Source organism: Sphingobium yanoikuyae, assembly GCF_013001025.1.
GTDB lineage: Bacteria > Pseudomonadota > Alphaproteobacteria > Sphingomonadales > Sphingomonadaceae > Sphingobium > Sphingobium yanoikuyae_A.
The window spans coordinates 366,056-379,049 of record NZ_CP053021.1 but is presented as its reverse complement, the minus strand read 5'-3'; the positions used below and the strand labels follow the sequence as shown (position 1 = coordinate 379,049).

Below are 12,994 nucleotides of genomic sequence, written 5' to 3'. Positions count from 1 at the left end.
CTACGCCATGTCCTTCTATGTTTCGCTTTCCGGCCTCAAGGGCGCACAGGCCGACCTGTCCGCCGTCTCGAACAATGTCGCCAACGTGAACTCGACCGCCTTCAAGAAGAGCAAGGCCCAGTTCGGCGACATCTTCGCCGCTGCGCCGATGCAGACCACCCACCAGGTCGCCGGCCAGGGCGTGCGTGTGCAGGGCATCACCCAGCAGTTCACCCAGGGCACGATCGAAACCACCGACAAGACGCTGGATATGGCGATCTCGGGCGAAGGCTTCTTCACCGTGAAGGGCGAAGACGGCACGATCAGCTATACCCGCAACGGTGCCTTCTCGGTCGACAATGACCGCTATGCCGTCGACACCACCGGGTCGCGCATCCAGGTATTCGCGGTCGATCCCGACACCGGCGAGATCACGACGCCGCCGACCAATTCGACGACGCCCAACGACCTGACCGACCTGCAGATCCCGACCACCTACAAGGGCGAAGCCGATGGCGCGCAGCTGACCAGCGTGGGCGTGGGCAAGGACGGCCTGGTGTCGGCCATCTATGCCGACGGTTCGACCGTCTATCTGGGCCAGGTCGCCATGGCATCGTTCAACAGCCTGGAAGGCCTGCGCCAGCAGGGCGACGCGCACTGGACCTCGACCGTGGAAAGCGGCAACGCGATCATCGGCACGCCCAACCAGGGCATGTTCGGCGCCGTCAACTCGGGCTCGCTGGAACGTTCCAACGTCGACATCACCGACGAACTGGTCCAGCTGATCGCTGCCCAGCGCAACTTCCAGGCGAACTCGAAGGCGATCGAGGCGGCCAACACGCTGACCACCACCATCGTCAACATCCGTAGCTAAGGCTTAGGGTAGAAGGGGTAGCCCATGGACCGGCTCGTCAACACGGCACTGACCGCGATGCGCGGTGCGATGGCCCGCCAGGCGTCGATCGCGAACAATCTCGCGAACGCCAACACGGTCGGCTTTCGTGCCGAAATCGCCAATGCCGAGACGCGCTGGATCAAGGGCGATACCTTCGATACCCGGGCCCAGGCCTCCGAACAGGTGATCGCCGCCGACATGGCGCAGGGGGCGGTCACCGAAACCGGCAATCCGCTGGACGTGGCAATGAACGGCGACGCACTGCTCGCCGTTCAGGCCCCGGACGGACAGGAAGCCTATACGCGCCGTGGCGACCTTAAGGTCAATGACAGCGGCCTGCTGACCACCGGCGACGGCCTGGCCGTGCTGGGCCAGGGCGGCCCGATCACCCTGCCCCAGATGGACAGCGTGTCGATCGCCCAGGATGGCAGCATCTGGGGCGTGCCCCAGGGCGGCGATCCGGCCAATCCGCAGCAGATCGACAAGCTGAAGCTGGTCAATGCCGCCGGTTCCAGCATCGCCAAGGGCACAGACGGGCTGTTCCGCGAAGTGAATGGCGGCGCCCTGCCCGAAGATCCGATCGCGACCGTCACATCGGGATCGCTGGAAGGATCGAACGTCAACGCCACCGCCGCGCTGGTCCAGATGATCGAGGCCAGCCGCGCCTGGGAAACCCAGATCAAGATGATCGATACCGCCAAGCAGATGGACGACGGCGGCGCATCGCTCATGAAACTGGATGGTTAATTTTGGCACGCATCTTGCTGTGAACGACGCATGAGCATCCCTTCGGGGAGCCGCACGGAGATTGAACGATGACCAACGCCGCCCTTCATGTCGCCCGCACCGGCCTTGACGCGCAGAACACGAAGATGCGCGTGATCGCCAACAACCTGGCGAACGTCAACACGACCGGCTTCAAGAAGGACCGGGCCGACTTCGAGACGCTGGCCTATCAGCAGATAGTCGCCGCCGGCGCCAACAGCGACAGCCAGAACAAGTTCGCCACCGGCCTCAATCTGGGTTCGGGTGTCTCGTTGCAGGGCACGAGCAAGATCAACACGCAGGGCACGTTGCAGGAAACCGGCAATGCGCTGGACATGGCGATCGAGGGATCGGGCTATTTCCAGGTGCAGCAGGCCGACGGTTCGACCGCCTATACCCGTGCCGGCAATTTCAGCGTTACCGCCGAAGGCACCGTCGTCACCAGCGACGGCCTGCCGCTGATCCCGCAGATCACCGTGCCGCAGGGCGCGACGTCGGTCACCGTCGGCAACGACGGCACCGTGTCGGCGACGCTGCAGGGGGAAAGCGAACCGACCCAGTTGGGCCAGATCGAGCTGGCGAGCTTCATGAACCCGGCAGGCCTTCAGTCGATCGGCGGCAATCTGCTGGTCGAAACCGCCGCCAGCGGCACGCCGCAGGTCGGCACCGCGGGGCTGGAAGGTCGCGGTCTCATCCGCTCGGGCAATCTGGAAACCTCGAACGTCAACATCGTCGAGGAACTGGTCGACATGATCGAGACCCAGCGCGCCTATGAGGTCAATTCCAAGATGATCAAGGCGACGGACGAAATGCTCCAATACGCCAACCAGAATATGTGAGCTGACTGATGCGCGCGCTCTCCACTTCGCTCGTCGCCCTCGCCATGGTCTCCATGGCCGCGTCGCCCGCCTTTGCTGCAAAGAAGAAGCGCGAGGTCGAGCGCGAATATTATGCACCGACCGTCATCGCCCAGCCGCAGGCCCCACAGGCCAATGGCTCGATCTTCCAGGTATCGACCGGCTACACGCCGCTGACCAGCGGCGCGCGCGCCGGCAATGTCGGCGACATCATCACCATCGTGCTGGTCGAACGGACCCAGGCAACCAAGAGCAACAGCGCGGACACCAACCGCAGCGGCTCGATCGGCCTCAACCCGCCGACCACCGGCCCGCTGTCCAAGCTCTTCTCGTCCAGCGACATCGCTATGGGTGGCAACAACACGTTCACCGGCAAGGGCGCGGCGACCCAGTCGAACGCGCTGAACGGCGAGATCACCGTGACGGTCGCAGCCGCCTATCCCAACGGCACCATGCTGGTGAAGGGCGAGAAGGCACTGACGCTCAATCGCGGCGACGAGTTCATCCAGATCAGCGGCCTGGTCCGCCAGGCCGATATCGGCCCGGACAACCGCATCCTGTCGACCCGCGTGGCCGACGCCAAGATCATCTATACCGGCAAGGGCGAGATCGCCCGCGCCAGCCGCCAGGGCTGGCTGCAGCGCTTCTTCTCGATGATCAGCCCCTTCTGATGGAGACCCGGACCGCCATGACACGCCTGTTCCGCTTCCTCCTGCCGCTGCTGGCGCTGATCGCCGCGCCGGCCCATGCCGAACGCGTCAAGGATCTGGGCACCTTCCAGGGCGTCCGTCCCAACCAGCTGACCGGCTATGGCATCGTCGTGGGCCTGGCTGGCACCGGCGACGACAGCATCGAATATACGGTGCAGGGCATGAAGGGCGTGGTCTCGCGCTTTGGCCTGACCCTGCCCGCCGGCGTCAACCCGGCGCTGAAGAACGCCGCCGCCGTGCTGGTGACGGCCGACCTGCCCGCCTTTTCCAAGCCCGGCCAGCGGCTGGACGTCACCGTGTCGGCGATGGGCAAGGCCAAGTCGCTGCGTGGCGGCACGCTGATCATGACGCCGCTGCGCGGCGCCGATAACGAAATCTATGCGATGGCGCAGGGCAATCTGGCCGTCGGCGGCCTGGGCGTGTCCGGTGCCGATGGCAGCCAGGTGTCGGTGAACATCCCGTCGGCCGGCCGTATACCCGAAGGGGCGACGGTCGAGCGTGCGGTTGCCACCGGCTTCGACACCGCGCCGACCCTGACCTTCAACCTGTCCGAAGCCGACCTCACCACCGCCCTGCGCGTGGCCGATGGCATCAACAAGACCTTCGGCGATCGCCGCGCCCGCGCGATGGATGCCGTGTCGGTCGCGATCGACGCGACGCCGGGTGCCGAGGAACGCATCCTGATGATGGGCATGATCGAGAATATCGAGATCACACCCGCCGATGCCCCGGCCCGCGTGATCGTCAACGCCCGCACCGGCACCGTCGTCATCAACGGCGCGGTGAAGATCCATCCGGCCGCCGTCGCCCATGGCAAATTGACCGTCAGCGTCAATGAAAGCCCGCGCGTGGTTCAGCCCGCGCCGTTCAGCCAGGGCCAGACCGCCGTCGAGCAATCGTCGAACATCAGCATCGACGAACAGAAAAAACCGATGGTCAATTTTAAAGGTGGGGCGTCGCTGGCCGATATAGTCAAGGCGGTCAACGCCATCGGGGCATCCCCGGCGGACATGGTCGCGATCCTTGAGGCGCTGAAACAGGCGGGCGCGATGAAAGCGGAACTGGTGGTGTTGTGATGCAGGTATCGAACGCAACCGCGGCAAGCGGCACATCCAACCCCTTCGAGACCAAGGCTGCGCTGCAGAAGGCGGCGCAGCAGTTCGAAGCGGTGTTCCTGCGCCAGATGATCGGCGCAATGCGATCGGCCAGCCTGGCCGAGGGCATCACCGATTCGAGCGCGACCCAGCAATTCCAGGACATGGCCGATGCGCGCACCGCCGACGCCATGTCGACCAAGGGCGCGATGGGCATCGCCGAACTGCTGATGCACCAGTTCGGTGCCCGCGTGAAGGACGACAGCCCGGCCCAGACCGGCAGCACGGCCGCGACCGGCACGGCAACCACGGCTGAGGGCGCATGAGCGACCTGTTCATCATCGGTGCGTCGGGCACCAAGGCCTATCGCACGGCGATGGCCGCCATTTCCGAGAATATCGCCAATGCCAGCACCGACGGCTATGCCCGCCGGTCGGTGACGACGGTGGAATCGGGATCGTCGACCGCGACCATGGCGACCTATGTCGCCAAGGCGAATTTCGGCGGCACCCAGGTCGCCAGCATCAATCGCGGCACCGACCCCTATCTGGATGCGTCGGTGCGCATCACTGCCATGGCGCTGGGCAGCGCGAACGCACGCGTGCGCTGGCAGACCGACATCGAAACCGCGCTCAATGACACCGCCACCGGCGTCGGCCAGCTGATGACGACGATGTACCAGAATCTGGACAAGCTGGCGGCCAGCCCCAGCGACACGTCGCTGCGCGTCACCACGCTGGACAGCATTGGCCGCGTCGCCGAATCCTTCCGCCAGACCGCCGCCGACCTGGAAACCATATCGACCGGCATCAATACCGAGGCGCAGGCATCGGCCCAGACGATCAACCAGCAATTGTCGTCGCTGGCCGCGATCAACAACAGCCTGCTGCGCGCGCAGCCGGGCACGTCGGCCTATGCCCAGTTGCTCGACAGTCGCGATTCCGCGCTGCAGACGCTGTCTTCCAACCTGAATGTGACGATCAGCTTCGGCGCGCATGACAGCGCCGAGGTCAGCTATAACGGCACCACTTTGGTATCGGGCGACACCGCCGCGTCGGTCGCGGTGACGGCGTCCGCCACCGATGGCCGCCTGTCGCTGGCCCTGTCCGACGGCACGGCACTCGCCGCTCCGTCCAACGGCACGCTGGGCGGGCTGTTCGCATCGGCCGACACCACCGCCGAACGCCGTGCCAGCCTCGACACGCTGGCCGAGCAGTTCGCCACCGACGTCAATGAGTGGCATGCGCAGGGCTATACCGATACCGGCGCCAGCGGCGTGCCGCTGCTGTCCTATGGTGGCAGCGCCGCGACGCTGGTCGCGCTGGACGTGGAGCCGGACGCTCTCGCGACCAAGTCCGCCGACGGCACGCTGAACGGCAATCTGCTGACGGTATCATCGACCCTGCGCGCCAGCGGCAGCGTCGAACAGGGCTGGACGACCCTGATCACCAGCAACGCCAATCTGCTGACCGCCAGCACGGCGGAAAAGACCACGGCCCAGAGCCGCAGCGACCAGGCGGTCGCCGCGCGCGAAGCGGTAAGCGGGGTCGATCTCGACATGGAGGCGGCAGACCTGCTGCGGATCCAGCAGGCCTATTCGGGCTGCGCCAAGATCCTGCAGGTCGCCAAGGACACGGTCGATTCGATCCTGCAGATCATGTGACGGAAGGACGCTGAGACATGGTAGGCATCACCAACAAGATCATGCTCGCCGAAATCCGTCGGCAACAGCAATTGTCGCAGAGCATCGTCGACGGACAGACCTCGATTTCGACCGGCATCACCCTGAACAAGCCGTCGGACGACGCGCTTGCCTGGGTCCAGGTGTCCGACATCGGCCGCGCCCAGGCGCAGCAGTCGGCCTGGCAGACCAATGTCAGCTATGGCACGACCCGCGCCGGCAATGCCGAAGCCAATCTGGAAGAAATCAACAATCTGATGACGCGGGCGCAGGAACTGGTGACCTCGGCGCGCAATGGCGCACTGAACGACACCAGCGCCGCCGCCATCGCCGAGGAATTGAAGACGATCCGCACCACGGTCGGCGAATTGCTGAACCAGAAGGATTATCAGGGCGTGTCGGTATTCGACGACGGCCAGAGCGTGCTGGTGCCGGTGAGCCGCGGCCTCAACCTGGCAGTGGTCGGCACCAAGCAGGAAATTTCCGAGAATATCGACGTCAACGGCACATCGATGTCGCTGGACGATATCTTGGGCAAGGCGATCGACGCGGTCGAGGGCGGCAATGACACCGACCTCGCCAGCTCGCTGGATGCGATCCAGATCGGCCAGAACCGGGTCGTGGTGGAGCGCGCCAAGCAGGGCGTGCGCGCCGACCGGCTGGACGTGATCGGCACGCGTCTGACCGATGTCGACATCAACCTGTCGGAACGACGCGACACGCTGGAATCGGCCGATCTGACCACGGTCATTTCGAACGTGAAGGCGCAGCTGCTGCAGCTGGAGGCGGCCCAGTCCGCCTTTGCGCGGATCAACCAGCAGACCCTGTTCGACCTGATCAGTTAAAGGCGGCGAAAAAGCGTCACCGTCCTAAAGGGGACGGTAACCAGTCCGTATTAACCAGAAAGGGACTGGCGCCACGGGGCGCCGACGGAGCCACCGCCTCCAGGCGCATTTTCGGGGATCAACATGTTTGCAATCATCGGCCTTGTCGTGCTTTTGGGCATGGTCTTCGGTGGGTTCATCTTCACCGGCGGCGACATCGGACCGGTGCTGCACGCCCTGCCCCACGAAATGATCATCATCGGCGGCGCGGCAGTCGGCGCCCTGATCATCGGCAATTCGGGTTCCGACCTGAAGGCGCTGGGCGGCGGCCTGGGCAAGGTGTTCAAGGGACCGCAGTACAAGAAGCAGGACTTTCTGGACTGCATCTTCCTGGTCAGCAAGCTGATGAAGACGCTGCGCGTCGAAGGCCCGGTGGCGCTGGAGCCGCATATCGAGGATCCGGGCACCTCGCCCATCTTCGGCGAATATCCCAAGCTGATGAAGGACAAGACGCTGATCCACCTGATCAGCGACACGCTGCGCCTGGTCGTGGTGTCGTCCGGCACGCTCGATCCGCATGCGGTCGAGGAAGTGATGGATAACAGCCTCAAGACCCATCATCATGAAGCGCTCAAGCCCGCCGACAATCTCCAGGGCTTGGCCGACGCCCTTCCGGCCCTCGGCATCGTCGCCGCGGTGCTGGGCGTGGTGAAGACCATGGGATCGATCGACCAGCCGCCTTCTGTGCTGGGTGCGATGATCGGCTCGGCGCTGGTCGGCACCTTCCTGGGCGTGTTGCTCGCCTATGGCATGGTCAATCCCTTCGCCAATCGCTGCCGCGCGGTGATCGAGCAGGACGGCGCCATCTATCATGTCGTCAAGCAGATCATCATCGCCTCGCTGCACGGCCATCCGCAGCCGCTGGTGATCGAGGCCGCCCGTTCCAGCCTGATCCATGCGAACCAGCCCGGCTTTGCCGAAGTGTTCGACGGCATGCGGAACAAATAAGCCATGGCGGAGAAGAAGCGCGGCGCGAACGAGCCCGAACCCCGGCCGATCATCGTCAAGAAGATCATCGTCGATGGTCATGGCGGCCATCATGGCGGCGCCTGGAAGGTGGCCTATGCCGACTTCGTGACGGCGATGATGGCCTTCTTCCTGCTGATGTGGCTGCTGGGTGCGACCACCGAAAAGCAGCGCAAGGCGCTGGCCGACTATTTCACCCCGACACTGGTCGAGCTGAAGATGAATTCTGCAGGGTCCACCGGCATGTTCGGCGGCGACAGCCTGATGGCGAAGGAAAATTACCCGACCACCGGCGGTCAGGGCAATCTGGCCATCACCATCCCGCGCGATGCCACCGGCACCAAGGACCAGGGCGGCAAGGCATTGCGCGCGGCCGACCGGCAGAAGTTCGAGAATATCAAGAAGCAGCTTGAGGACCGCATGTCCAAGAAGGGCCTGGCCCGGCTGCGCAAGAATGTCCGCTTCACCGAAACCCGCGAAGGGCTGCGCATCGACCTGATCGACGAGGCCGACTTCGCGATGTTCCGGTCGGGCACCGACCAGTTGCTGCCCGAAGCCAAGGCGCTGATCGCCGAAGTCGCGGACGCACTGGCGACCATGCCCAACCCGCTGATCGTGCGCGGCCATACCGATGGCCTGCCCTATGCATCGGGCCGGAGCATGAACAACTGGATGCTGTCGTCGGCCCGTGCGGAATCGACCCGCAAGGCGCTCGCCGAAACCGGCATTCCCAATGCCCGCTTCGCCCGGATCGAGGGGGTCGCCGATCGCGAGCCGTTCGTGAAGACCGACGCCTATGATCCGCGCAACCGGCGCATGTCCGTCATCCTGGGCTGGACCCGTGGCGGCAATGCCTCGGCCGACGAGGATGACGCGCAGGATCCCGAAACCCAGGCGGCGATCAAGGAGCGGGACGATCCGCAGCGGGTCGCGCGGGAACAGGCGCAGAAGCTGGACATGGGCGGCACCGGCCTGCCCAGCGGCGCGGCACTGATCAACCCGACGGCGGCCGGGACATCGTCCAAGCCGGGCAAGCATTGAGGCGGACAGTCGGGGCGGCAAAATAGGAAATCGCCGCCTTAACTTCCCATATTTCCCGCATATTCGGCAATTTTGATGCAGGGGTTGGAAATCTTGTTTCCAACCCCTGCTTCGTCATGTCTGGCCGAAATCCCATCGCGACGCAGCATAAGCCATGATGCGCCAATAGGACAGGCCAGGGTCGGCTCACCCCCGTGCGGGCACGGCCTGCCCCTTTGTTGCACCTTTTTGTGGGCGATTGCCTATATGGGCCGCTCCTCGCTTGATGCCCCATGCGGCGTCGCAACGTTCCAAGGCCCTGATTATCGGCCGACATTGCCTGTCCGATGGCTGTGAGGCGCGCCCCGCGTGCCCGCCTGGACGGGCCGGGAGATTAATGTGTCCACATCTGCCGCGCATGCCGCGCGCCACACCCATTTCGGCTGGTTCAAGCGCCGCCGCGACCTGGAAGTCGATGATGTCACCGTCGTCGACCGGTCCCTGCTGAACCGCGCCGTTGGCGCCGCGGCGCTCGGCAATGCGATGGAATGGTTCGATTTCGGCGTTTACGGCTATATCGCCGTTACGCTGGGCCATGTCTTTTTCCCGTCCAGCGATCCGGCGCTGCAGCTGATCGCGACCTTCGCCACCTTCACCGTCGCCTTTCTGGTCCGGCCGCTGGGCGGACTGGTGTTCGGACCGCTGGGCGATCGCTATGGCCGGCACAAGATATTGGCGATGACCATGATCCTGATGGCAGTCGGCACCTTTTCCATCGGCCTCATCCCCTCCTATGCGCAGATCGGCATCGGTGCGCCGCTGATGCTGCTGGCCGCGCGGCTGGTGCAGGGCTTTTCGACCGGCGGCGAATATGGCGGCGCGGCGACCTTCATCGCGGAATATTCGACCGACCGGAAGCGCGGTCTGATGGGCAGCTGGCTGGAGTTCGGGACGCTGGGCGGCTATATCGCCGGCGCCGGCACCGTCACCGCCCTGCAGATGTCGCTGAGCGAGACGCAGATGCTCGACTGGGGCTGGCGCATTCCCTTCCTGGTCGCCGGGCCGCTGGGCCTGCTCGGCCTCTATATGCGGCTGAAGCTGGAGGAGACGCCGGCATTCCAGGCCTATAGCGAACAGATCGACGCGCGCGAAAGCGAGCGGCCGGGGCTTGGCACCTTGTTCCGCGTCCATTGGCGGCAGTTGCTCAAATGCGTCGGGCTGGTGCTGGTGTTCAACGTCACCGACTATATGCTGCTGACCTACATGCCCAATTATCTCAGCGTCACCATGGGCTATGCCGAGACCAAGGGGCTGCTGCTGATCATCATCGTGATGCTGGTGATGATGCCGCTCAATGTCGTGGGCGGGCTGTTCAGCGACCGGCTGGGCCGGCGGCCGATGATCATCGGCGCCTGCGTCGCGCTGATGCTGTTGTCGGTGCCGTGCATGCTGCTGATCGGCACGGGCAATGACGCGCTGATCTTCCTGGGGCTGATGCTGCTGGGGATTGCGCTGGTCTGCTTCACCAGTTCCATGCCCTCCACCCTGCCCGCGCTCTTCTATACGCCGGTGCGCTACAGCGCGCTGTCGATCGCGTTCAACATCTCGGTCTCGCTGTTCGGCGGCACGACGCCGCTGATCACCGCCTGGCTGGTGCAGAAGACCGGCGATCCGCTGGTGCCGGCCTATTATCTGATGGGTGCGGCACTGATCGGCCTGCTGACCATGCTGACGGTGCGCGAGACGGCCGGCATGCCGCTGCGCGGATCGCCGCCGGCGGTGGCGAATGAGGCCGAGGCGATCGCGCTGGTCGAAAGCGGCGAGCCGGTGACGGTGGACAAGGCGCTGCCCGACCTGCCGCCGGTGGCGCCCGTGACGGCCGAGACGCCGGGCATGATCCGGCCGCTGGCGAGCTAGGGCCAGCACTTTCCCACGCTGCGCCATCGGGCCTGTGCCCCTCCACCACTCGCTATGCGAGCGGTCCCCCTCCCCAAGCGCACTTGGGGAGGAATGGGAATGGCCATCAGGCCGGGAGGACGAGGCTGGCTTCGAGGCCGCCACCGGGGCGGTTTGCGAGCTGGAGCGCGCCGCCATGTTCGGCCATGATCGCGCGGACCAGGGCCAGGCCCAGGCCAGCGCCGCCGGTCTCGCGGTTGCGCGATCCTTCGAGCCGGGTGAAGGGCTCCATCATTTCGCCCATCTTGTCCTCGGCAATGCCGGGGCCTTCGTCGGCAACGATGATGCGGATCATGCCGTCCTGATGCTGGACGCTGACATGGGCGCGGTCGCCATAGACGATCGCGTTTTCTATGAGGTTGCGCAGCGCGCGGCGGATCTGCTGGGCGCGGACGAAGGCGACGGCGCGATCGCTGTCGATCATGTCCACCGGCGACCCCAGTTCGATGAAATCCTCCACGACGGCATCGGCAAGCGAGGTCAGGTCGACCTTCTGCGCCGTCTCGCTGCTGCGGCCGGCGCGGGCGAGCGAGAGGATGTCGTCGAGCATCCGGTTCATTTCCTCGATCGTTTCGGACATGCGGGCGCGCTCGCCCTCGTCATCGACGGATTCGGTGCGGACCCGCAGCGAGGCGAGCGGGGTGCGCAGATCATGGCCGATGGCGCCCAGCATCCGGTCCTTCTCGTCCAGCATGGCGATGATGCGCGCGCGCATGGCGTTGAAGGCGGTGGTGAGCTGGCGCACGTCCCCCGGCCCGCTTTCCTCGACCGGATCGGCCGAGCCGGTCTTCGCGAACTGGCGGGCGGAGCCGGTCAGTTGCTTGAGCGGGCGCGCGAAGCGGCGGCCCATCCAGAGCAGCGGAATGAGGACGATGACATAGAGGATCAGCGTCTGGGCCACCAGCCAGCCGCCGAAGCGCGGCGGGCGGCTGCCGATGCGGGCCTCGGTCGTCAGCCATTTGCCCGGTTCATATTCGACCGCGAGGGTGAGCCGGCCGACGCGATGGTCGCGCGGCGCCTCCCCCGTGGCGCGGCTGCGTATCTGTTCCCAGCGGCGCAGCGGCATGATGCGGCTGTCCTCCGCCGCCTCTATCGTGCGGACGGTGAGGCCGATATCGTCGAACATCGCGCCGGCGCGGGCTGCGACATCGGGACGCGGCTTGCCACTCAGCGTCGGGCGGCTGGCGAGGAAGTCGATATTGCGCCGGTCGCGATCCTGATTGGCGCGCGGATGATCGCGGTCGGGCACGCGATCCGGCCTGGTGTCGAGCGCGTTGATGACGCGATAGACCAGCGGTGCGGTCTGGCTGGTCAGTTCGACCCGATTGCGCTCGCGCAGCAGCAGGCCGAAATTGATCGCTTGCGCCACGAACAGCGCGATCGCGACCAGGACGATGATCTGTCCGACCAGGCTTTGCGGCCAGAGACGCAGTTGCTTCACAGTTTGCGGACCTCCGCCGACAGGGTGTAGCCGCCGCCCCAGACGGTCTTGATCAGCGTGGGGTTCTTGGCGTCGGGCTCGATCTTCTTGCGCAGGCGGCTGATCTGGTTGTCGATCGCCCGGTCGAAGGCGTTGGCCTCACGCCCCTGGGTGATGTCGAGCAGTTGGTCGCGGCTCAGCACCTGATTGGGCCGGGTCGCGAAGGCGAGCATCAGATTATATTCGGCGGTCGAGAGCGGCAGCGACACACCTTCGGCATCGACCAGGGTGCGTTCCTGCGTCTTCAAGAGCCAGCCGGCAAAGGCATAGGTGGCGCCGTCGGGCGCGGTGACGCGCTGACCGCCGGTGGCGACGCGGCGGAAGATCACCTTGATGCGGGCGACCAGTTCGCGCGGCGAAAAGGGTTTGAGCACATAATCGTCGGCGCCCATTTCCAGACCGACGATGCGGTCGGTTTCTTCGGAGCGGGCGGTGAGCAGGATCACCGGAATCTCGCTGGTCTCGCGGATATGGCGGCACAGCGACAGGCCGTCTTCTCCGGGCATCATGATGTCGAGGATGACGAGATCGATGGCATTGGCGGCCAGGCGCAGCCGCGCCTCCGCCGCATTCTCGACCGCGGTCACGCGGAAGCCGTTGCGGGAGAGATATTGGGCCAGCGGCTCGCGGATCGATCGCTCGTCATCGACGAGCAGGAGATGGGGACGTTCGCTCATGGTGCCTGTCTGTCATGCCGGGGGACGGGT

13 protein-coding genes are annotated in these 12,994 nt (G+C 65.2%); 11 read left to right on the top strand and 2 right to left on the bottom strand.

Annotated elements, in window-relative coordinates:
* Window positions 1-7 precede the first annotated feature (7 nt).
* The 11 genes from HH800_RS02035 to proP all read left to right on the top strand — a co-directional run bounded on the left by HH800_RS02035 (window position 8) and on the right by proP (window position 10,768).
* On the top strand, window positions 8-853 hold the full coding sequence (locus HH800_RS02035; protein WP_125997871.1) for a flagellar hook-basal body complex protein: 846 nt from the start codon (window positions 8-10) through the stop codon (window positions 851-853).
* Window positions 854-877: 24 nt separating this feature from the next.
* Window positions 878-1,621 carry a flagellar basal body rod protein FlgF gene (locus HH800_RS02030; protein ID WP_169860036.1) on the top strand — a complete coding sequence of 248 codons (744 nt, stop codon included), beginning with the start codon at window positions 878-880 and terminating at the stop codon, window positions 1,619-1,621.
* A gap of 68 nt (window positions 1,622-1,689) precedes the next feature.
* Window positions 1,690-2,478 (top strand): flagellar basal-body rod protein FlgG, encoded by a 789-nt coding sequence (gene flgG, locus HH800_RS02025; RefSeq protein ID WP_010338863.1) that lies wholly within the window; start codon window positions 1,690-1,692, stop codon window positions 2,476-2,478.
* An 8-nt stretch (window positions 2,479-2,486) separates the two neighbouring features.
* Window positions 2,487-3,167 carry a flagellar basal body L-ring protein FlgH gene (locus HH800_RS02020; protein WP_004208211.1) on the top strand — a complete coding sequence of 227 codons (681 nt, stop codon included), beginning with the start codon at window positions 2,487-2,489 and terminating at the stop codon, window positions 3,165-3,167.
* Window positions 3,167-4,282: a flagellar basal body P-ring protein FlgI gene (locus HH800_RS02015; protein ID WP_004208212.1), complete on the top strand. Its 1,116-nt coding sequence runs from the start codon at window positions 3,167-3,169 to the stop codon at window positions 4,280-4,282. The genes HH800_RS02020 and HH800_RS02015 overlap by 1 nt, the downstream gene beginning before the upstream one ends.
* Window positions 4,282-4,626 (top strand): rod-binding protein, encoded by a 345-nt coding sequence (locus HH800_RS02010; protein ID WP_004208213.1) that lies wholly within the window; start codon window positions 4,282-4,284, stop codon window positions 4,624-4,626. The genes HH800_RS02015 and HH800_RS02010 overlap by 1 nt, the downstream gene beginning before the upstream one ends.
* On the top strand, window positions 4,623-5,963 hold the full coding sequence (gene flgK / locus HH800_RS02005) for a flagellar hook-associated protein FlgK (RefSeq protein WP_169860035.1): 1,341 nt from the start codon (window positions 4,623-4,625) through the stop codon (window positions 5,961-5,963). The genes HH800_RS02010 and flgK overlap by 4 nt, the downstream gene beginning before the upstream one ends.
* Window positions 5,964-5,980: 17 nt before the next feature.
* Window positions 5,981-6,826, top strand: a complete 846-nt coding sequence (locus HH800_RS02000; RefSeq protein ID WP_004208215.1) for a flagellin — start codon at window positions 5,981-5,983, stop codon at window positions 6,824-6,826.
* A gap of 123 nt (window positions 6,827-6,949) precedes the next feature.
* On the top strand, window positions 6,950-7,813 hold the full coding sequence (gene motA / locus HH800_RS01995; protein ID WP_010338868.1) for a flagellar motor stator protein MotA: 864 nt from the start codon (window positions 6,950-6,952) through the stop codon (window positions 7,811-7,813).
* A 3-nt stretch (window positions 7,814-7,816) separates the two neighbouring features.
* The gene (locus HH800_RS01990; RefSeq protein WP_037507664.1) at window positions 7,817-8,872 is read left to right on the top strand and encodes a flagellar motor protein MotB; all 1,056 of its coding nucleotides are present in this window, start codon (window positions 7,817-7,819) and stop codon (window positions 8,870-8,872) included.
* A gap of 348 nt (window positions 8,873-9,220) precedes the next feature.
* The gene (gene proP / locus HH800_RS01985) at window positions 9,221-10,768 is read left to right on the top strand and encodes a glycine betaine/L-proline transporter ProP (protein WP_206379191.1); all 1,548 of its coding nucleotides are present in this window, start codon (window positions 9,221-9,223) and stop codon (window positions 10,766-10,768) included.
* A gap of 106 nt (window positions 10,769-10,874) precedes the next feature.
* Here the strand turns inward: proP and HH800_RS01980 are convergent, their stop codons facing one another.
* Window positions 10,875-12,248: a sensor histidine kinase gene (locus HH800_RS01980; protein ID WP_169860033.1), complete on the bottom strand. Its 1,374-nt coding sequence runs from the start codon at window positions 12,246-12,248 to the stop codon at window positions 10,875-10,877.
* Window positions 12,245-12,964: a response regulator gene (locus HH800_RS01975; protein ID WP_010338343.1), complete on the bottom strand. Its 720-nt coding sequence runs from the start codon at window positions 12,962-12,964 to the stop codon at window positions 12,245-12,247. Before HH800_RS01975 ends, HH800_RS01980 begins: the two co-directional genes overlap by 4 nt.
* Between the last annotated feature and the right edge of the window lie 30 nt (window positions 12,965-12,994).